At 49.5% G+C, this 21,031-nt stretch carries 23 protein-coding genes; 4 read left to right on the top strand and 19 right to left on the bottom strand.

The features are described from left to right. The first annotated feature begins 49 nt into the window (after positions 1–49). On the top strand, positions 50–1,324 hold the full coding sequence (gene lplT / locus C8R30_RS01995) for a lysophospholipid transporter LplT (protein ID WP_090672301.1): 1,275 nt from the start codon (positions 50–52) through the stop codon (positions 1,322–1,324). 55 nt (positions 1,325–1,379) lie between these two features. On the opposite strand, the gene C8R30_RS01990 is transcribed toward lplT, so the two are convergent. The 10 genes from C8R30_RS01990 to C8R30_RS01945 form a co-directional block, all read right to left on the bottom strand. Then, positions 1,380–2,123, bottom strand: coding sequence for a uracil-DNA glycosylase (locus tag C8R30_RS01990; RefSeq protein ID WP_107789412.1), 744 nt, complete (start codon positions 2,121–2,123; stop codon positions 1,380–1,382). Continuing rightward, a complete protein-coding gene (gene rimI / locus C8R30_RS01985) occupies positions 2,120–2,578 on the bottom strand; it encodes a ribosomal protein S18-alanine N-acetyltransferase (protein ID WP_107789411.1) in 459 nt (152 codons plus the stop codon). The genes C8R30_RS01990 and rimI overlap by 4 nt, the downstream gene beginning before the upstream one ends. Further along, complete coding sequence (gene tsaB, locus C8R30_RS01980; protein ID WP_090672292.1) at positions 2,575–3,249, bottom strand: tRNA (adenosine(37)-N6)-threonylcarbamoyltransferase complex dimerization subunit type 1 TsaB; 675 nt, start codon at positions 3,247–3,249, stop codon at positions 2,575–2,577. Before tsaB ends, rimI begins: the two co-directional genes overlap by 4 nt. Before the next feature lie 65 nt (positions 3,250–3,314). Further along, complete coding sequence (thpR, locus tag C8R30_RS01975) at positions 3,315–3,866, bottom strand: RNA 2',3'-cyclic phosphodiesterase (RefSeq protein ID WP_090672289.1); 552 nt, start codon at positions 3,864–3,866, stop codon at positions 3,315–3,317. Continuing rightward, positions 3,863–4,363: a 2-C-methyl-D-erythritol 2,4-cyclodiphosphate synthase gene (gene ispF, locus C8R30_RS01970; protein ID WP_090672286.1), complete on the bottom strand. Its 501-nt coding sequence runs from the start codon at positions 4,361–4,363 to the stop codon at positions 3,863–3,865. The genes thpR and ispF overlap by 4 nt, the downstream gene beginning before the upstream one ends. Further along, positions 4,360–5,064, bottom strand: coding sequence for a 2-C-methyl-D-erythritol 4-phosphate cytidylyltransferase (gene ispD, locus C8R30_RS01965; protein WP_107789410.1), 705 nt, complete (start codon positions 5,062–5,064; stop codon positions 4,360–4,362). The genes ispF and ispD overlap by 4 nt, the downstream gene beginning before the upstream one ends. 167 nt (positions 5,065–5,231) lie before the next feature. Continuing rightward, positions 5,232–6,569, bottom strand: a complete 1,338-nt coding sequence (locus tag C8R30_RS01960; protein ID WP_090672281.1) for an ATP-binding protein — start codon at positions 6,567–6,569, stop codon at positions 5,232–5,234. Beyond that, positions 6,566–7,246, bottom strand: coding sequence for a response regulator transcription factor (locus C8R30_RS01955; protein WP_090672278.1), 681 nt, complete (start codon positions 7,244–7,246; stop codon positions 6,566–6,568). The genes C8R30_RS01960 and C8R30_RS01955 overlap by 4 nt, the downstream gene beginning before the upstream one ends. A gap of 51 nt (positions 7,247–7,297) precedes the next feature. Then, the gene (locus C8R30_RS01950; protein WP_090672275.1) at positions 7,298–7,588 is read right to left on the bottom strand and encodes a PepSY domain-containing protein; all 291 of its coding nucleotides are present in this window, start codon (positions 7,586–7,588) and stop codon (positions 7,298–7,300) included. Between the two features lie 81 nt (positions 7,589–7,669). Further along, positions 7,670–8,062, bottom strand: a complete 393-nt coding sequence (locus tag C8R30_RS01945; protein ID WP_107783535.1) for a hypothetical protein — start codon at positions 8,060–8,062, stop codon at positions 7,670–7,672. A gap of 229 nt (positions 8,063–8,291) precedes the next feature. On the opposite strand from C8R30_RS01945, the gene C8R30_RS01940 reads away from it, so the two are divergent. From C8R30_RS01940 to C8R30_RS01930, 3 genes are all read left to right on the top strand, one after another. After that, positions 8,292–8,534, top strand: coding sequence for a hypothetical protein (locus C8R30_RS01940; RefSeq protein WP_090672269.1), 243 nt, complete (start codon positions 8,292–8,294; stop codon positions 8,532–8,534). Between the two features lie 621 nt (positions 8,535–9,155). Further along, positions 9,156–9,398 (top strand): type II toxin-antitoxin system ParD family antitoxin, encoded by a 243-nt coding sequence (locus C8R30_RS01935; protein ID WP_107783534.1) that lies wholly within the window; start codon positions 9,156–9,158, stop codon positions 9,396–9,398. Then, positions 9,399–9,692, top strand: a complete 294-nt coding sequence (locus C8R30_RS01930) for a type II toxin-antitoxin system RelE/ParE family toxin (protein WP_107783533.1) — start codon at positions 9,399–9,401, stop codon at positions 9,690–9,692. A 127-nt stretch (positions 9,693–9,819) separates the two neighbouring features. Here C8R30_RS01930 and C8R30_RS16610 read toward each other — a convergent pair whose 3' ends face one another. The 9 genes from C8R30_RS16610 to C8R30_RS01895 all read right to left on the bottom strand — a co-directional run bounded on the left by C8R30_RS16610 (position 9,820) and on the right by C8R30_RS01895 (position 20,579). After that, positions 9,820–9,984, bottom strand: a complete 165-nt coding sequence (locus C8R30_RS16610; protein ID WP_420812381.1) for an antirestriction protein ArdA — start codon at positions 9,982–9,984, stop codon at positions 9,820–9,822. Further along, complete coding sequence (locus C8R30_RS01925) at positions 9,960–10,337, bottom strand: antirestriction protein ArdA (protein WP_219908810.1); 378 nt, start codon at positions 10,335–10,337, stop codon at positions 9,960–9,962. Before C8R30_RS01925 ends, C8R30_RS16610 begins: the two co-directional genes overlap by 25 nt. A gap of 605 nt (positions 10,338–10,942) precedes the next feature. Continuing rightward, positions 10,943–11,395, bottom strand: a complete 453-nt coding sequence (locus C8R30_RS01920; protein ID WP_258191918.1) for an SLATT domain-containing protein — start codon at positions 11,393–11,395, stop codon at positions 10,943–10,945. Then, positions 11,364–11,540, bottom strand: a complete 177-nt coding sequence (locus C8R30_RS15780) for a hypothetical protein (RefSeq protein ID WP_181258682.1) — start codon at positions 11,538–11,540, stop codon at positions 11,364–11,366. The genes C8R30_RS01920 and C8R30_RS15780 overlap by 32 nt, the downstream gene beginning before the upstream one ends. Positions 11,541–11,787: 247 nt before the next feature. Continuing rightward, positions 11,788–13,095: a reverse transcriptase domain-containing protein gene (locus C8R30_RS01915; RefSeq protein WP_181258681.1), complete on the bottom strand. Its 1,308-nt coding sequence runs from the start codon at positions 13,093–13,095 to the stop codon at positions 11,788–11,790. A 10-nt stretch (positions 13,096–13,105) separates the two neighbouring features. Continuing rightward, the gene (gene hsdR, locus C8R30_RS01910; protein ID WP_107789407.1) at positions 13,106–15,463 is read right to left on the bottom strand and encodes an EcoAI/FtnUII family type I restriction enzme subunit R; all 2,358 of its coding nucleotides are present in this window, start codon (positions 15,461–15,463) and stop codon (positions 13,106–13,108) included. Between the two features lie 150 nt (positions 15,464–15,613). Continuing rightward, positions 15,614–17,110 (bottom strand): ATP-binding protein, encoded by a 1,497-nt coding sequence (locus C8R30_RS01905; RefSeq protein ID WP_219908809.1) that lies wholly within the window; start codon positions 17,108–17,110, stop codon positions 15,614–15,616. Further along, positions 17,107–19,131, bottom strand: a complete 2,025-nt coding sequence (locus C8R30_RS01900) for a restriction endonuclease subunit S (RefSeq protein ID WP_107789406.1) — start codon at positions 19,129–19,131, stop codon at positions 17,107–17,109. Before C8R30_RS01900 ends, C8R30_RS01905 begins: the two co-directional genes overlap by 4 nt. Further along, positions 19,128–20,579, bottom strand: coding sequence for a class I SAM-dependent DNA methyltransferase (locus C8R30_RS01895; protein ID WP_107789405.1), 1,452 nt, complete (start codon positions 20,577–20,579; stop codon positions 19,128–19,130). The genes C8R30_RS01900 and C8R30_RS01895 overlap by 4 nt, the downstream gene beginning before the upstream one ends. Positions 20,580–21,031 lie beyond the last annotated feature (452 nt).

Here is a 21,031-nt window from a genome sequence, read left to right as displayed (position 1 = left end):
CTGCTGAGTGTTAAGAAAAATTTTAAATAGAGGCTACTGAGGAGGTCATTTGGGGCGCGGATTCTATACGATAATGGCGGCACAATTTTTCTCGTCGCTCGCCGACAATGCGTTGCTGGTCGTTGCGATCGCGCTATTAATCGATCTGCATGCACCTGCTTTTCTAACGCCTATTCTTAAATTCGTTTTTGTACTGTTCTACGTCATCCTGGCGCCCTTCGTAGGCGCATTCGCTGATTCCATGGCCAAAGGCCGCGTCATGTTCATCAGCAATTCCATCAAAATCGCAGGGTGTATTCTCTTGTTCTTTGCGACGCACCAGTATTCCGCGCTTGGTGCTTACGCGATCGTCGGATTAGGTGCGGCGGCTTACTCACCTGCCAAATACGGTATATTGACCGAGTTGCTGCCGCCGGAAAAACTGGTGATCGCCAATGGCTGGATCGAAGGATTGACTGTCGGCTCCATCGTATTGGGAACGGTGCTAGGGGGATTGCTGATTACGCCTGCCATTGCCTCGGCCTTGCTGTCTATCGATTTCCCGCTCATCGATACCGGGATCGATTCGCCGATCGAATCAGCTATCTTGCTGATTGCCTTCTTTTATACGATTGCTGCTACCTTCAACTTATTTATCCCGGATACGGGCATCGATCACCGTATTCCGAAAAAAAGCCCTTTCTTTCTGATCCATGAATTTGCACACTGCGTCAAGTTATTGTGGAGCGACAAGCTGGGCCAGATCTCTCTCGCCGTGACTACTTTGTTCTGGGGAGCAGGAGCAACCTTACAATTCATCGTGTTGAAATGGGCCGATATCGCGTTGGGCTTCGCGCTCAATCAGGCCGCTCAGCTACAAGGCGTGGTGGCGTTAGGCATAGCCGCTGGCTCCGTTCTGGCAGCCAAGATGATTACGTTGCGCGATTCGGTCAAGGTCATTCCGCTGGGGATCGCCATGGGTATCGTTGTCATGATCATGATCGTTGTCCGTGATTTGTGGCTCGCTGTCATCCTCCTCATTTTGATCGGCGGGTTGGCAGGTTTCTTCGTCGTACCGATGAATGCTTTACTCCAGCATCGCGGTCATATTCTCATGGGTGCAGGGCACTCGATTGCGGTACAGAATTTCAACGAAAACCTCAGCATCCTGAGCATGCTATTACTGTATGCGCTGCTGATCATGTTGGATGTGCATATCTACATCGTCATCGGGCTATTTGGCGCGTTCGTATCGATCTCGATGGTCATCATCCGCAAATGGCATCTCACCAATCAGAGCAAACAAGACTCGCTGCACTTGATCGGAATGCGCAAAATACACTGATTATCCAAAGAAATAAACGGTTACTTCCTTGCATGGAAAAAGCATGGAAATGCCGTCACGCCGAATGAGCCGATAGTGATTGCATCGTCTCCCTGGCGAAGCATAGATCTTCCCATGCCTTGGCTTTATCGGCCAAGGAACGCAATAGATACGCAGGATGGTAGGTCACGATCACAGGAATGGTTTCATAGTAGTGGAGTTTTCCGCGCAAGCTGGCGATGCTCTCACTGCTATGCAACAAGTTCTGCGCAGCCACCTTGCCGAGCGCGACAATCAGCTTGGGTTTGATCAGCACGATTTGCCGTGCCAAATAGGGATGGCATTGCTCAGCTTCGAAAGATTCGGGGTTACGGTTGTTCGGTGGACGGCATTTGACGATGTTGGTGATATAAACCCGCTCGCCGCGCCGCAATTGAATCGACATCAGCATATTGTCAAGTAATTTACCGGCCTGCCCGACAAACGGTTCGCCCAGCTCATCCTCTTTTGCACCGGGCCCTTCTCCGATGAATAACCAATCGGCTTGCTCATCGCCTACACCAAAAACGGTTTGCGTTCTGGATTGGCTGAGTGGGCAAGCCGTGCAACTCGCAACAGATGCTTTCAGCGCCGCCCAATCCATCCTGGCAATGCGTGCCGATCGGTCGTCACTCCGCTTTTCATCAGGCTCTGTCATTTGGGTTGTCTCGACCGCTTGATTTACGTCAGATTCGCACTCGGTCAAGGTGGCTTCTTTCTTGTGCCGCCAAACAGGGATGAGGCCCAGCTCTTGCAGAACTGCCTTGCGCCGATCCTTCATAAATCCAATCTCATTACCAATGCATCTTCGCGTCCACACATCGCAGGATAATATCCCTTGCGTAGTGCAATTTGCTTGAATCCCAATCGGCGGTATAAATTGATGGCGCTGGTGTTGGACTTACGCACATCGAGTATCACTGCCAAGGCGTTATTTTGCTTAGCGAGCTGAATGAAATAATCCAGTAGCTTGCCTCCCCAACCCTGATACTGCCGTTGGGCCGCGATGCCCAGTGTCAGAATATGCGCTTCATCCGGTCCCATCATCATGATGCCGTAACCGATGAGTTCATCATCTTGTTCCAGCACGCGGCAATAATAGCCTGACTTGATGGAATCGATGAAATTCATCACTGACCAGGGAAAAAGAAAAATCTCCCGCTCGATCAGTATGATACGCCCCACATCCTCCAGTTGCATTTCTCTGATTTGATCGGTTTGCTGAATGACACTCATCGTTCACTCACTTTCAATGCGACTTTGTCCCGAACATATACCGGCGCGGCCTCTTCGGCAGACACTCCCAAACCCGCCAGCAATTTTGGTACTGCAAGTTGTGCGATTTCGCGGGCGTGCGGATAACATCCCGATTCGATTCCAACCAAACAATCGCCATAATATGCACTCAGTCGCTCGCCGTAGAGATCAAAGCCACTGCCACAACCGACCCACTTCACTCTTTCTTCAATCCGCGGTGCGAGCTCCGGCAAACAAAGCACCGGCGTTTGTACAACCGACCAACCTGACTCTGTTTGGCGATAAGCCGCAAAATAGATCTCGCCCATACGGGCATCCAGTGCTGCCATGACATGGCGCGCATTGATTTTCTGCGCCATCGCTTCCAGCGTGCTGATGCCGATGACCGGCAGATCGGTTGCAAAAGCCAGCCCTTGAACGACGCCGCAGGCGATGCGCAATCCCGTAAACGATCCCGGACCCGCACCGAAAGCGTAACCGTCCAACTGCGTCAACGCCAGCCCCGATTCCGCCAGCATTGTTTGCACCATCGGCAGCAACAATTCGGTATGTTGCTGGCCGGCGAGCACTTCTTTGGTGAGCACATCCCCATCCAGCCATAACGCAAGCGAGCAATATTCGGTGGAGGTATCGAGTGCAAGAATTTTCATGAAGCGACGCAGGTAGTTGTCTCGGGTATATCTCGGCAGTTCAATTCCATCATGCGCTACAACTTTCAGACTGGCTGCAGTGACCAACGAGCAAGCGAAGTATACTCAGCGCCGCGACGCGTCTGCCTGGATTCCACCAAGGCCCACTCGTTTACGCGCCAAGTGATCGAGGCTGTCACATCCAGCACATTTGTACACTTCGCTTTCCTGACTAACGTCACATGCGGAATGTAACGGCGCTGTTCGAGCGTAAAGCCTGCTTGCGTCAATCGATTGTACAAATCGGCCACCAGGGTGAGCAATTCGGCTGGGCACTGCTTTGGGCCAGCATGCGCAATACGATTATGCGGCCAATATTGAATTTGATCGAGGGTCAGATCGAAACTAAGCTGCTTGACCCCGTCGGCGGCTTCACGCAGCATTTGCAGATGCTGCTGGGTCACATTGCCAATAAATACCAGCGTAAGGTGGATCATGTCCGAACGCGTTGGTTTACCGCCGCAAACGGTGGCAAGCTCACCCGCCAGCTTGCTCAATTTTTTGCGCGCGGCCGCATCGGGCCATAGAGCAAAGAAAACTTTCGAACGGGCTTCTCGGCTGATTGGCGTTTCGATCACGAGTAAATATCATCAGCATGCGTGCTGATCAAACAGACGACTTCCGCCACAATCCCTTCTCCCCTGCCCACAAAACCCAGCTTTTCCGCAGTCTTCGCCTTGATATTGATATCGCCGCTGGACATGTTCAGATCGTGCGCAATGTTATCGATCATGACCGGAATATGGGGCGCCATTTTAGGTGCTTGGGCAATAATCGTCGCATCGATGTTGACCACTCGATAACGTTTGTTGGTGAGCATGCGGTGAACTTCGCGTACCAGCAAGCGGCTGTCGATATCTTTGAAACGGGCATCTCTGTCTGAAAAATGCTGGCCGATATCGCCTAATGCCGCCGCACCGAGCAAGGCATCGCATAGCGCATGGAGCAACACATCGGCATCCGAATGCCCCAATAAGCCTTTTTCGAAAGGAATCGTCACGCCGCCGATGATCAAATCGCGCCCGGCTACCAATTGGTGCACATCAAACCCTTGACCGATTCTAAAATTTGTCACGTTGTCCCCCTTTGCTGCAAAATGAGTTCTGCCAGTGCTAAATCCTGAGGATAGGTTACCTTGAAATTATAAGCATCCGCGAGTACCAGCCGCGGGCTTAACCCCAGCGCCTCGATGGCACTCGCATCGTCGGTGATCGCGGTATTGTCCGCTTTATTCAATGCAGCCATCAACAAGCCCATGCGAAACATCTGGGGGGTCTGTGCTTGCCAAAGCCCCTCTCTCGCTGCCGTGCCAATCACGCACTGCTTTTCATCCGCTCGTTTCAGGGTATCCGCGACCGGTATCGCCAATAATCCGCCTACTTCGTCTTGCACGAGCGCATCGATGAGCCGGTCAAGCTGGGCCGAACTCAGACAAGGGCGTGCTGCATCATGCACGAGCACCCAATCATCATCTTGGATCGCGCCTTCGGATTGCAGGGCATTCAAACCATACAGCACGCTTTGCGCACGCGTGGCGCCACCCCGATAAAGCACTTTGAGTTTATTGGAAAAAGGTGACCAATCGTAGCGAACCCATACCTCATCGTCGGGTGCGAGCACGACACAAACCTGGTCGATTCGCGGAGCATGGCACAGCGTAGCTAATGCATGGTAAATCATTGGCTTGCCTGCCAACGGCAGATATTGTTTAGGGAGTTGATTCCCCATACGCGAACCCGAACCGGCTGCGGGAATCAGTGCAATTAATCTGGACATGCTTGGTTTTTCAGTGAATCAAGCGACGATAATAGGGCTGAGGTCAAAGCTGACTAAAATGATTATGCCGTATTATCTCATATCATTTCTTTCATGACGCAGCCACATGTAGAAAATCATCAGGGCACTACTGGTTTCAAGCAGGCATATACTGGCTGAAACCGCTCTTATCGTTTGACCCGAATGACAAAAGCGGCACCACTAGTCCTCGTCGGATCGATCGACAAACTGCCGTCGTAAGCCTCGACGATATCACGGACAATGGCCAGACCGATGCCATGCCCGGGGATCGACTGATCCGCCCGGACGCCCCGTTCGAGTATTTTGCCCAATTCCTCGCGTTTGATCCCCCGTCCGTCGTCTTCCACTCTGATCACCACTTCATCATGCTCGTAGGATGCCGAAATGGTGATGTCCTGCCGACACCACTTATAAGCATTATCGATGACATTCCCGAGCAGCTCCATCAAATCGCCTTCGTCCATTCTCAGACAAAATTCGGGGGGTATCTCAAGGGTCACTTTGGGGTATTTTTCGTAATAAGCACGATGGACGGTATTGACGATTTTCTCGACAACCGGGCGTAAAGCGATCAAACGCGTACCGGGCGAACTCCCGGCTGTCGCGGCGCGGCGCAACTGGTACTGAACGATATTATCCATTCGATCAATCTGCTCATTGAGCAAAGCTCGCATCACCTGGGCATCGTTTTCCGTGTTGATCGCTCCCCGCAGAATCGTCAGGGGTGTCTTGAGGCTGTGCGCCAAATCGGCCAGTGCATTGCGGTAGCGCTGTTGGTGCTTTCTTTCATGATTGATCAAGGAGTTGATATTATCGGTCAGGCGCTTGAGCTCGACCGGATAAATCCCCTGCACGCTTTCTTGCAGCCCCGATTCGACCGCACTCAATTCGGATGAAACCTGCCGCATCGGGCGAAGCCCCCAGCGCAAAACCGACATTTGCATGATCAGCAGCAACACACCCATCACAGCCAGCCATCCCCACAAATCTCGGCGATAGAGATCGATTTGCTCCTCGAGCGAGGTACTATCCATGATCACGTGAAAAGTAAACGGGTAGTCGCGCACTTCCGTTTCCCATGCTACCCCAAAGCTATAGATAAAATGCGGCTTTTCGTTGAGCTCGATCTGCTCGAATACTTTCTCTCCTTCAGGCAATGATGCCCGGAAGGGTATCTGAATGCTCAGCGTAGACATCGATTTCCAGACTTGGGTATTCCTTTCATCGGCGATAAACGCATAAATACCTGAATTGAGGTGCTCGAATTCCATCAAACCCGGCAGCTCCTCGGGCATGACAAGCCTGCCATGGTCATCGACTTCGGCTTCGCCCATCAGTAGAAACAGCTTTCCCAGCATACGATCTTGCAATGCCGTCTTTCCGCTGTCATAAAAAGCCCGATCAAGTGTCAAGGCTGTGCCCACGACAAACACCAGCAACACCAGCGATGCGCTGGCTAAAATACGCTGATTGAGCGATCTCATGACGAAGTTTTGATGGCGAACCGGTAGCCACGGCCACGCAGCGTTTCAATCGGATTGAGCTTGCCATCCGGATCCAGCTTACGGCGCAGGCGCCCGATCATCACTTCCAACACGTTACTGTCATGATTGTCATCATGGGGGTAGAGATAATCTGTCAATGTCTGCTTGGAAATGACCTCGCCATGGTGACGCATTAAGAGCTCCAGCAAACGGTATTCGAAGGTTGTCAGTTCGACAGCCTGCTCATTGATCTTCACGGTTTGCTCGGCCATGTCCAATGTGATCGGTCCGGCTTGCAAAAGCGTATTGGGAACGGCACTCGCACGCCGCAACAGTGCCCTGAGCCGGGCTTGCAATTCCTCCATCTGGAAAGGTTTGGCAAGATAATCATCGGCCCCCATTTCCAAGCCTTTGACCTTGTCCTGCCAGCTATTGCGCGCAGTTAAAATGAGGATGGGCAACAGGCTACCGCGCTTGCGCAATGCGGCGATGACCTCGAGACCTGACATCCCTGGCAAGCCGATATCGACAATGGCGGCATCCAATGGATATTCGCTCGCAAAGTACAGACCTTCCTCGCCGTTATCGGAAGTATCGACCATGTAACCATCCGCTTCCAGTTGCTGGCGAATTTGCTTTTGCAGTTTGATTTCATCTTCAATGATCAAAATACGCATGGTGTCATCAAGCTATTGGATGAAGTGATAGGATAACGTACCCCTTGATTGCTAATGGGTCGCGATGACCGCCCCGCTTCTCGAGTCTATTGTCACGACGTGAACGGTCCCTTTGTGGCTTAGAATTTTGACGCGGTAGCTTTCTGTCGTACGTTGGACGGACAGCAAGCGCCCGGGCACATGTTGCTGTGCGATGGCAACCGCTTGCTGCTGTGATATTTCGGCTAGCTGGTTGCTCGCATGATGATAGCGCAGATTTTTTTGCGCAAACGCAGTCGTTGCTCCTGATGAAAAACTTGCAATCAGTACAAGCATTAACACACAGTAACGATAGGTAATCATTTTCTATAGGCTATAAAGTACCCGTGGCAGGCTTCCCCTGTCTGACTGCCTGCCTGCCTGCCTGCCACTGAGCATGATGAGTTAATAGCCTAACATAAAACGCATATCTCCCGTGCTGATGCCCAGGAAAAAATTGCCAGGCGCTACACCATAATAGCCGGCGCCATACGCAGGGGGATAGTACGGCTGACCATAATAAATATGCCGGCTATTGTTGTAATGATGGTGGTGATGCTGAATATGCCGGTGTTTGTGTCGCGGTCGGTAATGACCTGGAGGGCCATAACCATAGCCCCCATAACCCGGCCCGGCATTATAATAGTGATGCCCATGATCGTGATGATGGTGGTGATGGTGGTGGTGACGATGATGGCCTCTTCCCGCTTCAACGACCATCGGAACGGCCAGCGCGATACTCAGCACCATGCCAATCCACCATTTTTTAGGTGCGAGTATTCTGGTTTTTGTGTTCATAATACACCTCCTCTATGATGTCTTTTCTCCAGAATTGCTCTGGTAGTGATCACTTTATAATGAAGAAAATGAACACATGCTGAACGATCTGGGTAAAAAATGAGTTCATTTGCTCGATCGCTTTCATGGGTTCCATCGAGACGCTGAGCGATCGACGGAGGAATCTAACCTAGGGTGATTTTTCCAAAAACAACTTATCCCGAAAATAACTAGAATGAGATGATTTTTTATGTGGGAACTCAAGCTCGCTGTTTGCATTATCTATGATGTGCTCGATCTGACATTGGGACGGACGCTGTTCGTCATTCCATTTGGCGGGGAACTGGTCGGTTGCGCGCTTTGCGCCGCCATGTTTGGTACAAGCGGGCTTTTATACGGGTTGGAGGCGCTCGACATGACCGAGCAGATAGATGGATTCATCCCCACCGCAACGCTTATTGCGCTCATGAACAAACCTAAACCCAATCGCTGACGAAATATGCTTTAGCAGCTCGGACAGCCGATGTTTGCCTGACACCCAAGGCATCCATTCCACCCGAATACCACAATCAGGACACGCAACACGACGTGGCGCATAGAGAAAAAATACCTTGATGCCCCACAATGGAATAAATTCAGTGCTATGAGTCGGCTGCCTGTCGTAACCAGGCCTCTCACGCCTGCATCCGCTACACACCGGGCGGCTATTCCTGCGTGGCTGTAGTTCAACATCTACTGTCGGGACTAACGCATTTTCCACCCAACAGACTTTTCCATATACAAAAGACTTGAATTTTTGAACACGATTGAGGATAGTCTTGATGTGCATCCTGTTCCTTTCCTTCTGGTTGATGGTTGCTCAACACCTCCATCTTCTCAGAAGAACAACAGGATGCACACCTCCTACCTCAAAAACCCCAAAAAACTAGCGTCTTTGTTACCTATTCGTTATAGCATTACCCACAAATTTTCCTGAAGAGCCAAAATTCCTTAACCGGATCAGGGAGAATGGTATCGTACAAGGGCAGAATGCCTCTCAAATCGGATTTAAATTGTTATTGATACCAACAAATATTATAATTAGGTATAGATATTTGAATAAAGGGAGGGGTATATGCCTGTTCAGAAGAATACCAGCGTCACGCTGGGCGAACATTTTGAGAAGTTTCTGGCGCACCAGATCGAAACCGGGCGTTACGGCTCGGCAAGTGAAGCGATCCGCGCCGGGCTGCGCCTGCTGGAAGAGCGCGAGGCTAAACTGGAAGCGCTGCGCCGCGCTCTGATCGAGGGCGAGCAAAGCGGTTCTGCCGATTATTCCCTGCAAAACGTACTGGATGAGCTGGAAAGTGAAGATTAGATGGGGTCGTTTATCCTCAAGCAAAAAGCCAGAGATGATCTACTTGCGATTGGCCGTTATACCCGGAAAGAATGGGGAAAAGCGCAACAAATCCGCTATCTGACGCAGATTGACTGTGCGTTTCACGATCTGGCGGACAAACCCGATCTTGGCCGCTCATGCGATGACATCCGGGAAGGCTATTTCAAATACGGCGTTGGCAAACATGTGATTTTTTACCGTCGCGCCGGTAAAGGCCAAGTCGAGATTGTCCGCATCCTGCATGACCGTATGGATATCGAACAGCATTTGTAATGCTGTTCTCAATATTGTATGGCCCTGATTCAAGACCCGCCGAAAGCCGCAGGGTTTCGGCGGCACGAATTTTCACCCCTCAGATAAAAAAAGCACTGCCAGCTTCAAACCGGCAGCGCTTAAGTGTTTAGTGATTCCAAAAGATGTGAATTTCCTCGTAGCCCGTTTCTATGGTGAAGATATCACCGTTTAATTCCATATCCCGGCCCATGCGCTCATAGTCGATATAATAAGCCAGGTTTTCAGGAATCTGCGTGGTGTCTTCGGTCAGCTCATCCGCAAAATCAGCCAGCGATTTATAACAGCCGCAATAATTGTCTTCTGCCGCTGTTCTGGCTTCCCCAGGTCGCCGCCGAAATTGTTCAGCAACTCTCCACCAAAATCCGGGTATTCCTCAATGAAACAGGCGATTTTCTGCACCGCTTCAAGCCCTTCATATTCGCTCAAAGCGTAACCGTCAAAACCTTCATAGTCATGAATCGCGTATTCTTCCGCGAAACCTTCCGGGCTTTCTGCCAGCATTTGATTAACCTGCTGCTCCCAAATATCATCCAGGTCATCGGTCGCGTTGATCCAAACGCCATGAAGTTTGCCGTTATTGTAAGCCGCCAAATCTGCCACATAGATTCTGATATCGTTGCTCATAGTCTTTTCTCCTAAAGTTCGGTGTTGAGGTTCTAAGCGAAGCGTTTTGCTCGCTCATGAACCTCTGCCGACTAGGGCACTAAGGCGGGCGTAAAAAAGTCAAGAAAAACTGCGGAGGGTCTGCCCCACGTGAGTGGATCAGGCGGAAACCGTCATTTTTCTTGATATTCGAGGGGGGAAGGCCCAGAAGTGGTATCGCAAAACTGTACAGATTGTTAAGCTCTAACAAAATTAAAAAGGAGCTTATGACGATAAGTAAAAAGTACACGCAATATTCGAGTAAATTCAAAGCATAACTGGTATTGGCAGCAATACACGGTGACGAAACTGTCTCTCAGTAGGAGACACCACATAATATCGCCACCGCCATCGATGCCAGAATGAAGGAATAGGACCGCGCTATCGCTCTGCCACCTTCCTTTGTACCGTCTGAACGGCAGAACTGTATTTTAAACCCTGGATTCCCACATGAGGGTTGACCAACATCCTGAGTTTTCCCACTACAAAGAAGCCTATTCTAAGATGCAGCTCTGATATTGGAAAAAAATACAATGGATAGTAGCTGTTATACGTCAGACATTGCTGATAATGAGGCGGTAAAAAATTTATTTCATAGTCAAAAACAAAGCCGCTGGAGGCCCTAATATAACCGACCAGTAAATTCCATAGTGTTTTATTGAAAGCAAAAACCACCCCAATAAACTGAACCCTCTTACGCACCAGCCAAGCCATGAATTGGTAAAATTATTTCGTAAAATATCAATTTCATTATGATTGAACTGACATTTCGATAAAATCGAGCCATACTCTGTCGCCAGTTCATCCAGCTTTTCTTTACTGATCTCGTTCTTTGCAAGAGTTTTGGTTCTTCTATACAAATCATCAATTTTTAAAGCATTTTCATGCAGACGGGATGCTTTTTCCAATCTATTGTCACCCGCTTCAAGAGCCGCAATTCCGAGCAATATTACCGACAGTACCAAAGACCAAAAATCTACATCGTTTCCTTTAGCCCATGATAATACATCAAATGCGGGCGCAACTGATAAGGCAACAATTATACACAGCCAAAAACATCAAAGAAAAATGCGCCAGTTTATGTTCAATTCTCAACCGTTCATCAGCATTGAAACGGGCACATTTAGTACGATACAAATCATCCTGAAGCTGTTCTATCGGCGCTTTATTTTCTTTATCAGCCATACATCGTTACCTTTTCAAGATATAAGTGAGAGGGCCTTCCGAATAATCGGTAGTTACAAGTTTACCCCTATGGGGTGCTCCTTTGCAGGGTAGCCATTAAAGACTGTTGGTAACAGAATTACTGGTGGACATTGAAAATGCACAGCAGTCTATCCATTTCTGGATTAGGCCCTCTCGATCATGAATCTATCAGGAAGCTCTGATTTCATCAAGAATTAGGCGTTTTAATCGTGTATTTGTAAAATGGTTAAAAGCCGCCAAAGTTTTTTTCGTCCGTCTGCGACCTAGAAATCCTTGCATCTAGAAAACCAAAATATTTTTGGATTTTTTCTGCATCAGTAAGGCCGTAATTTAAAATATACGTGTTCCCTGGAGAAAAATTTTGTATTTCGTAATAGGCTCTTTTTAATCTTTTGGTCTTTATATGCTTGGTATCAGACGATTTAGCCAATTCTCTTTTTACGATTTTATCAATCCGGTCTAAAAGAGGCAGGTCATTCATTTGTCGGAAATACCACAGCCACCCATATCTTTGATCACCCTTAAACGCTCCGGTGATCCTTTCATTAAGGTCATAGCGAAAAACATCTTCCGCCAGACACGTATCTGGGTAGTTCAGGCCATACCCCCCTTTTTTATATTTCGTTACTAAGCCAACAAGTGAATTTACAAATTTTTGTGCGCTTGAATTTCTTACAGAAACGAGTAATCCATCTTGCTTTACGAAAAAGTGATATCCTAGGAAATCAACTCCGTTCTCTGCGTATATGCTGCCTTTAAAAAACTTATGCTCGTTCCCTTCTTCATGGAATTCTAGCCCCAATGACGCCAGATGCTCTTTTAGGAAGGAAAGCAAACCCGTTTCCTGTTTTGGCGAATAGATAATAAGTATATCGTCTACATATCGTGCTGATTTCAAACAATGATTCTGAAGTTCTTTATCAAAGTTCTCAAGATAAAGATCGGCAAGATAGCTCGCTATAGAAATTCCCTGTGGTACACCAATCTCTTTTTTTCGAGGTGTTTTAATACCTTTTTCTTTTGCTGGTGTTGTAATTGCTGTTGAAACTAGCTTCATAAGCCAGTCTGGGCATTTCTTTTCGTTCAATTTTTGCAATAACGTTTCATGCTGGATACGATCAAAAAATTGCTTGATATCCAAACGCATAACTTGGGCTGCTTCTGGTAGGTTTTGCATATAATCTTTCAAATCCTGAATAATAAAAAATGCCAGAGCCGTTTGGTTTTCTATTGGGCAAGTATTTTTTAACGCTTGATCTATTGATTTTAAAAGCGCCTGATCAAGTAAAGATGGTACAGAAATTTCCCTAGGAGGTTTGCCCGGCCCCTTCAGAAACAGCTTCAGGTTATATGGAGGGAATTTATATTTTCCATTGAGACATTTTTGCGAAATAGAAGCCAGCTTGTCATCGGAGTTTAAAACATAATCTAACGGGCTATTACCGGAGACATCGGCATTCTTTTCTGATACAGAGCCAATTGCGGTTTTTAATTCTTCCGTTTTGAAATATTTTTGTGCGTTTATACCCCCCATACTCTTCTCCTCAATACAAATGCCGCTGAAATCCGACGAAAGCCTCGCGGATGCGGCTGACACCGCCGAGTTGTTCGGCGGCATCGCTGATGGCGCGGTATTTCAGCTCTAGCAGGTGCGGTAATTTTTCCTGATCCAGCTCGCCCACGCCTTCCTGCACATACTGCGACAGAACAAAATCCAGAAACGCCTGGAGCTTGTCGTCGTATTCGGAAAAGATTACCTCCCTGTGCTGTTCGACACGCTCCTGACGTGATATGGGGGAAAGGGCGAAGGCGATATAGGCCAGCACATCGAAAATGTCGCTTTTTTCGGCGTTAATCATACGGCTGATTTCGACGAGTTGATCTTCGCCATAGCCTTTCTCGGCCAGCGTATCCATCAGGGCTTTTCGGGTTTCCGGCTGGCCCCACAGCTTCCGCAGTTCATCCTCATCGCGAAACAGGGCAGGAAACTCGCCGAACAAGCGTTCTATGAATTCCGCCACCGACATCGGCTTGCCGTTAGGACTCCAGAATGTTGTAGCTACCATGTATTGGATCGTGCGTTCTTTGCCGTCCGCCAACTTGATTTTTATTCTCTTCGATCTTTGTGGATTTTCTCCGTCCCCGTCAGGACCTTCACCTTCGTCACCGCCCTCATGAGCGCCTGAATTGGGTTCATCGGCCTCGTCGTGGCCGTCATCGCCACCACGAGGCTCTGGCGTCACCGGCTCAATAGGCTCGCCGTCCCATTCAGGATCGTTAAAATGCTCATAGGCTTTCACGTAATCGTAGATCGTGAAGTAGTCCTTGCCGTCATACAGGCGGGTTCCGCGCCCGATAATCTGCTTAAACTCGATCATGGAATTGACGGGCCTCATCAGCACGATGTTTCGCACATTCCGCGCATCCACACCGGTCGAGAGTTTCTGTGATGTGGTCAGGATCGTCGGAATAGTCTTCTCATTATCCTGAAAATGGCGCAGGTGTTGTTCTCCGATAGCGCCGTCATTGGCGGTGACACGGGCGCAGTAATGCGGGTCTTTGCTGGTTTTGATCTGGTTGATGAGATCGCGCACCGCCAGCGCATGTTCCTGCGTGGCGCAGAAAACGATGGTCTTTTCCCGCTGGTCGATCATATCCATGAACAGCTTGACACGGTATTTCTCCCGCTCTTTTATTTCGATCACGCGGTTAAAATCATCTTCGACATACCGCCTGCCTTCCTCGACTTCACCCTCTATCAGCTCATCGTCGGAGGTATAGACGTATTCATCCAGCGTGGTGGCGATCTGTTTGACCTTGAACGGGGTCAGGAAGCCGTCATTGATCCCTTCCTTCAGGGAGTAGATATAAACCGGCTCGCCGAAATAGGCGTAAGTATCGGCATTGTGTTTGCGTTTCGGCGTGGCCGTCAGGCCGAGCTGCACCGCAGGCGAGAAATATTCTAAAATGCCGCGCCAGTTGCTTTCATCATTGGCACCGCCCCTATGACACTCATCGATGATGATAAAATCAAAGAAATCCGGCGGATACTCACCAAAGCTGGGCGCGGGCCTTCCTTCTGCATCGCTACCGGACATGAAGGTCTGGAAGATCGTAAAAAAGATGCTACCGTTTTTGGGAACGCGGCCTTTCTTGCGGATGCTTTCAGGGTCAATCCGCACCAGCGCATCTTCAGGAAAGGCGGAAAAAGCATTGTACGCCTGATCGGCCAGAATGTTCCGGTCGGCCAGAAACAGGATGCGCGGGCGGCGGGAAGGCTCGCGGCTTAGGTTCCAGCGACTGCGGAACAGCTTCCACGCAAGTTGAAACGCGATAAAGGTCTTACCGGTGCCGGTCGCCAGCGTCAGCAGGATGCGCTCCTGTCCTTCCGCCAGAGCCTCCAGCGTTTTGTTAATCGCATTGTGCTGGTAATAACGGGCTTCCCACTGTCCACCCTTATCCTCAAACGGCACATCGCCAAACCGCTCCAGCCATTCCTGCTTGCGGGCGTTCTCCGCGGCATAGGTCATCGTCCATAATTCTTCCGGTGCAGGATAAGCATCGATGTAGCTTTCCGCGCCGGTGAGCATGTCGATCTGGTAAATGCCATCTCCGTTGGTGGAATAGGCAAATCGAGTCTGGAGCATCTCGGCGTATCGCTTCGCCTGTCCTACACCTTCAGTATCCTGTGCATCACGGCGCTTGGCCTCGATCACGGCGAGCTTCTGCCCTTTGTAAAACAGAACGTAATCGGCGATGTCCTGACTGGCGCGACGGCCAGCACCCTGCAAACGGCCTAGCGTTATCAGCTCACGGCGGACGCGACTACCTTCTACGACACCCCATCCTGCTGATTTGAGGGCAGGATCGATCAGCTCCGCTCGTGTTTCTGCTTCGTTCATTAATACTCGCTTTTAGTTCTTTACAATCAAAACCCGATCAAGAAAATTTTATTGGAAGAATACAGCATAACCATTTGATATATATAAACTGTTTATACTCTAGACTAATTTTCTTACTCTAATAATCAAAAATGGATCAAGAAAATATACTTACCCCCAGAACGGAAAATATCCCGCTCTCGGATGATCTGGATCAGCGACTTTAATTTTCCCTTCCTCCAGCGCGGCGCTGATGACTTGGCTTGCCTGGGCGGCATTTTTCTTATCTATGCCGAAACGCTCACACAGCGTAGAGTTTTTCATTTTCTCGCCGCTTAGCCATTTAAGCACTGCATGCTGGTAACAGGCCCGCACCCGCTCCGATCTATTCATTTCAGCGAAAGAACGCGGGCCGTATAAAATGACCTGGGTTGATCCACCTTCGGCCTGAATTTTTAATGGCGGAAGCTGGTAAACCTCAATGTTCATAACAACTTTATCAAGGCCGCTGCCTTGTTCTTCACAAAAGCGCATGCGCCGCATAAGGGAGGCCAGCATTTCGTTTCGTGAACGTGGCGGCAGATCAATCATCCGATCCGGCTGCACCAGAGGATCGCCGGGATTAGTGATTTCGATGCGATCCTGAAACAGCTCTATTTGCGGCCCTGCACCTTGTATTGTCATATCCTGATGAATCAATGCATTGGCAATCAATTCCCGAATGGCAATTTCGGGAAATAATGGCCGACTTTCCCGAAACGCAGCGCCGATATGCTCATTTACTGGCAAGAGCCCATTAATATACCCGACCAGTCCCTCAAAACCTGAAGCATAGCCTTTTACTCCGTCATGACGATGAGTAACGGTAGCTGATTTGTTATGACCACCATAAGCGATAAAACGCACAGCTTTACGAGCAAGTGAAGTATCGAACTTTCCCAAATCTGTTGCAAAGAGGATAGCGCCGAGATTGGTTATGTTCCACCGTCCACCAACATCACGAACAATCAGATGATCAGCTTCTAGGCGTTCCAGAATACCTGCCTTGTGATCCGGCAGATTCTGTCCAGTCAGGCTAAAATACTTCGGATAATCAAGAAGTTTTAAAACCTCATCTGCGTCCTGATAGGTTTTCGCATTTTCTTTTTCCCAGCGATAGGGGCGCAGGTTGTTAATCAGTTTCTGAAAACGCTGAGGGTGATCCGATAATTTCGGTGTTGCGCTGCCGATGCGGCAATAGGCAGTACCTTTAAATTCAATGGGCGCGGATGTGGCCGCCGGAATCTCCAGCATCACGACTTTGCCATCAGGATGCTGAAGCGTTCGGAACGACAACGCTATATCCGGTTTAAGCATCTGTGTCAGCCAGAATTGAAAATCCTGATTACCGACTTTCTGTGCGTCCGGACTGAACGTAGTGCCTATGACGTTATGGCTGCTATCATTGATGCCCCACAAAACATAGGCCACAGCCTTGTCTTCTATTCTGGCGGAGTTAGATAATGCCGAGCATAAAACCCCGATCCGGTCGGGATCGGCATTATTCTGCTTAAATTCAACACAAGCCGTTTCAGCATCCGCACCGCGCAATTCATCAATCAGGGCAATATCACGCTCCTGACTGATCATGGCGCTCACAACAACATTGTTGGAAGGGGAATGGTTCATAGCGGCAGGCTCTCCTGGCCGATTACGCGCTTGGCTGTACCGTCAGGAACAATGCCGTTATTGCGTATGGTCGTGATCGCCTTACGAAATTCTGCCTCTGTAATGGGCTGCTTTCTTTCGTGCCATGTTTTGCAAGCCTCATGAATTTTATCGTCGGTTACTTCGGCACTATCCAGCACCAGGTTGTTCCAGGCGGCATGGACGGTCGCCAGAACCTCCGCCTCCCGCGTATTCAAGGGCATCATGAGGGCGAGAATTTTATCCAGCTTGTCCTTATACGGCTTCACAGTCTCCAAAGCCCCGCCGATCAATTTGTTATAATCGCCGAGTTTTTTGAAATCATAGCCGTTGCCGGTCAGGCGCGGGGTAAACTCGAAAAACAGATTGCTCCTCGCCCAATCCTCGGCGCGGAGCATATGCTGAAAATCATTCGGCCCCGCCGCGTCTTTGATCGGCTGCCGCCCCATATCAACACCGGCCACGCTTTCGGCCATGTGCAGGACTTTCTGCGCCTTCACGCGCCCAAAGGTGCGATCCCGCTGCTGGGAAGCATGCCAGTTCTGCGCGTAAGCCAGCACATTCGCCGCAAATTCCGGCGATGTCGTCGCCACTGCCTGCTGCTCCGCCACAGGGCGCGTAAAAGCGACAACATTGCTGGAGGTCAGCTCGCCGCTGAACGCTTTTTGCAGGAGGGATTGCTTCAGCTCGGCAAGGTCTTTGAGTTTTTGTTCGTAAATAGCTTCTAATTTTTTAGAAAGAACATAGGTTTTATCCAGAAACTCGACGATCTTTCTCTGAACCTCAATCGAAGGATGACATATATGAAAGGCCTTCACCTCTGGAAAATAAATTGTTTGATGCACCGCCCCGCTGGAATATTTTAGAAACCCGTCCCCTTCTGCAAGAAGAAGGTATTTGAGAAAATGTGGTTCAAGTTCTGGAGAACAGACCCAGTTCACAAAATCTTGGCTGGTAGCCATCTCCGTGCCCATAACAACGACATATCCAACAGAAGCCGTGCGTGATAAGCATACAGTATCTTTTGGTAGTAGCCGTGCAGCCGAATTATCCAAACCAAGCTGATTAGTATGCTGGTTGGTTTTATAGATAACCTGACCATGATGAGCCTTTGCGTCTTTAATCCCAATCCAGCCCACATCACCAGCCCAATATTCAGGATGTCTACGGCTGGGCGTATGCCCACTTTCAAGACGCGCCAAATCAGTTAATTTTGACCAAATCCAGCCGGGCCGAGGTGTTATTCCCGGCTTTCCCACGGATAAGGAAAGCTCTCCCTCAATGATGCGATCCGTAGCCGCTCGGCCTCGCGCGGTAGAATTTGCTTTTTGGGGGATAGGAGTCTTTTCATTTGATAGAAATTTACGTTTTTCACAAGACATCCATGAGGGCTCAGGTTTCTCTTGGCCAAAGCAGGCATGAAGCGCACTCGTATAAAGCTCGCGGGCGTTGGCGAGGTTCTGTTCGGCATTGACTTGCGCTTTTTCAATTCCCTCAAACGCCTCATCCAGAATGGCGACAATCCGCTTTTGTTCTTCGAGCGGTGGAAGCGGGATTTCGTGATCTTCAACATATTCCTTCGGGATACGTTTATGACCGACAGCCCCTGTCATGACACGTGCTCCGTCCGCACGAAACTTATCCTGTGAAAGGAAATAAAAGAGAAATTCGGGATTAATCTCTCCCCTAGAGCGCAAAATAACAAATTCACTGGAGCCAAAGCCGACACCATTTGTAAGGCCTTTGGCTATCCCCAGTTTTCCGTTCTCGAAGCAAGGGGTGATTTTAGCCAAAAGCACATCGTTATCAGCGAAGTATGTATAGCTGCCCTGTACATCCTCCAGTTTTCTTTCTTCTCTCAAAGTCAAGTTTTTGGAGAGGATGCCAAGACAATCCATAGGAACAAAAGACACGATGTCTTCCGGTCTAAGACGCTGTGATGCCTCTTTTTTGGGAGGGCGGATGGTGCAAATATCTTTGAGCTTTTTGCTCTCCCAACTCATAACATCCCCCGTATATCTTCGAGGATGTCGGCGCTTTCGGCGTCCAGGGCAATCATTTCGGCTATGATCTCTTCCGGCTCGCGGATCGGGTCTTCTTCGGGTTTGAAGGGATTTTTGACCGACAGATCATAGGTGTCGGGGTTAATATCGCCGACATTTAGCAGCCATGATTTTTCCGTTACCGCGCTGCTTTCCTGCAATTTTACAAATTCCTTCAGGTCGTCGTCATTCAGGGCGTTGGTCTTGCCCATATTGCGGCCTGGGTCGAGCTGGTAATACCAGATATTGCGGGTCGGTGCGCCTTTCTCGAAAAACAGCACAACCGTTTTCACGCCTGCGCCAAGGAACGTCCCCTGCGGGCAGTCGAGGATCGTATGCAGGTTACAGCTCTCCAGCAGTTCCTTCCGCAGGGCGCGGGAGGCATTATCGCCGTTGGACAGGAAAGTGTTCTTGATGACCACGGCGGCGCGTCCGCCTGCCTTCAGGCTTTTCATGAAATGCTGGAGGAATAGGAAGGCGGTTTCGCTGGTCTTGATCGGGAAGTTTTGCTGGACTTCCTTGCGCTCTTTCCCGCCGAAGGGCGGATTGGCGAGGATCACGTCAAAGCGGTCTTTATCCTGCAAATCGCTGATATTCTCCGCCAGCGTGTTGGTGTGGATGATGTTCGGCGCGTCGATACCATGCAGGATCATGTTCATAATGGCGATGACGTAAGCGAGGCTCTTCTTTTCCTTGCCGTAAAAGGTCCTGGTTTGGAGGGTGTTGAGCTGGCTGGTCGTCAATTCGCACTGCCGCAGGTAATCATGCGCCTCGCACAGGAAGCCCGCCGAGCCGACCGCGCCGTCATAGATGCGCTCACCGATTTTGGGGGCTGTGACCTGTATCATGGCGCGGATCAGCGGACGCGGCGTGTAATATTCCCCGCCGTTGCGGCCCGCATTGCCCATGTTCTTGATTTTGGCCTCGTACAGGTGCGACAGCTCGTGCTTTTGTTTTTGGGAGCGGAATTGCAAGGCGTCCATATATTCCAGCGCATCGCGCAGGCTATAGCCGCTCTGGAACTTGTTTTTTATCTCGCTGAAGATTTCGCCGATTTTGTACTCAATCGTGTCGGGATTGGGGGCGCGTTGCTTGAAACTCTGCAAATACGGGAACAGGTCGCGGTTCACGTAATCAATCAGGTCATCGCCGGTCAGGGCCGTATCGTGGTCAAACGAACCGTCATCCTTTTTCGGCGCAGCCCATGACGACCAGCGGTGCGGCTCATCAATGATAAAATCGTATGATTTGCCGACCAGTTCGGTCTCCAGGGCACGCTCATGCTCCAGATCGTCGAGATATTTGAGGAACAGCATCCACGATGTCTGTTCGGTATAATCCAGCTCGGTCGTACATCCGGCTTCTTTCCAGAGCACATCGTCGATATTCTTAAATGCCTGCTCAAACATGTTTTATTTTTTCCCTGTCATATAACGATCCACTCAAATAACAAGCAGGAGAATATTGGAAAACAACCCAATACACAATGACAACCGCAAAGAATGTCAAATGACATAATTTTGAACAGAGCTAGATGACCAACGCATGGTTCGGTGCAGGTGGAGAGGCATATCTCCAAGTCCTGCGAGTGATAAAACGGCGATAGGTTTTGATGGTGTGGTGAAGTATGAAACGAAAATCGTTCCCATAAGCACACCATCTCAGCCGGGGATGCAACGGGGGTGCGCAGTGAACCCCCTCGCCAAGATGGTACTGTATTACAGTACACTTCTTGCAGTCAGCCTTATGTAGCCGCGCTGAAAAATGTGCGCCGTATATGCACCGGGTCACGTTCCAACAAACCGCTCACGGCAAATTAGTGACAAATGATAGGATTGAACGCCGGTATCCGCTATTGAGT

The organism is Nitrosomonas nitrosa (assembly GCF_003051105.1).
GTDB classification, from domain to species: domain Bacteria; phylum Pseudomonadota; class Gammaproteobacteria; order Burkholderiales; family Nitrosomonadaceae; genus Nitrosomonas; species Nitrosomonas nitrosa.
The sequence above is the reverse complement of the archived record's forward strand: the minus strand, read 5'-3'. Positions and strand labels throughout refer to the sequence as shown.

Coding starts and splice junctions, on each gene's coding strand:
- C8R30_RS01990 (WP_107789412.1), bottom strand. CDS start 2,123: ATGAAGGATCGGCGCAAGGCAGTTCTGCAAGAGCTGGGCCTCATCCCT.
- rimI (WP_107789411.1), bottom strand. CDS start 2,578: ATGAGTGTCATTCAGCAAACCGATCAAATCAGAGAAATGCAACTGGAG.
- tsaB (WP_090672292.1), bottom strand. CDS start 3,249: ATGAAAATTCTTGCACTCGATACCTCCACCGAATATTGCTCGCTTGCG.
- ispD (WP_107789410.1), bottom strand. CDS start 5,064: ATGTCCAGATTAATTGCACTGATTCCCGCAGCCGGTTCGGGTTCGCGT.
- C8R30_RS01960 (WP_090672281.1), bottom strand. CDS start 6,569: ATGAGATCGCTCAATCAGCGTATTTTAGCCAGCGCATCGCTGGTGTTG.
- C8R30_RS01955 (WP_090672278.1), bottom strand. CDS start 7,246: ATGCGTATTTTGATCATTGAAGATGAAATCAAACTGCAAAAGCAAATT.
- C8R30_RS01950 (WP_090672275.1), bottom strand. CDS start 7,588: ATGATTACCTATCGTTACTGTGTGTTAATGCTTGTACTGATTGCAAGT.
- C8R30_RS01945 (WP_107783535.1), bottom strand. CDS start 8,062: ATGAACACAAAAACCAGAATACTCGCACCTAAAAAATGGTGGATTGGC.
- C8R30_RS01940 (WP_090672269.1), top strand. CDS start 8,292: ATGTGGGAACTCAAGCTCGCTGTTTGCATTATCTATGATGTGCTCGAT.
- C8R30_RS01935 (WP_107783534.1), top strand. CDS start 9,156: ATGCCTGTTCAGAAGAATACCAGCGTCACGCTGGGCGAACATTTTGAG.
- C8R30_RS01930 (WP_107783533.1), top strand. CDS start 9,399: ATGGGGTCGTTTATCCTCAAGCAAAAAGCCAGAGATGATCTACTTGCG.
- C8R30_RS01925 (WP_219908810.1), bottom strand. CDS start 10,337: ATGAGCAACGATATCAGAATCTATGTGGCAGATTTGGCGGCTTACAAT.
- C8R30_RS15780 (WP_181258682.1), bottom strand. CDS start 11,540: ATGGCTGATAAAGAAAATAAAGCGCCGATAGAACAGCTTCAGGATGAT.
- C8R30_RS01915 (WP_181258681.1), bottom strand. CDS start 13,095: ATGGGGGGTATAAACGCACAAAAATATTTCAAAACGGAAGAATTAAAA.
- hsdR (WP_107789407.1), bottom strand. CDS start 15,463: ATGAACGAAGCAGAAACACGAGCGGAGCTGATCGATCCTGCCCTCAAA.
- C8R30_RS01905 (WP_219908809.1), bottom strand. CDS start 17,110: ATGAACCATTCCCCTTCCAACAATGTTGTTGTGAGCGCCATGATCAGT.
- C8R30_RS01900 (WP_107789406.1), bottom strand. CDS start 19,131: ATGAGTTGGGAGAGCAAAAAGCTCAAAGATATTTGCACCATCCGCCCT.
- C8R30_RS01895 (WP_107789405.1), bottom strand. CDS start 20,579: ATGTTTGAGCAGGCATTTAAGAATATCGACGATGTGCTCTGGAAAGAA.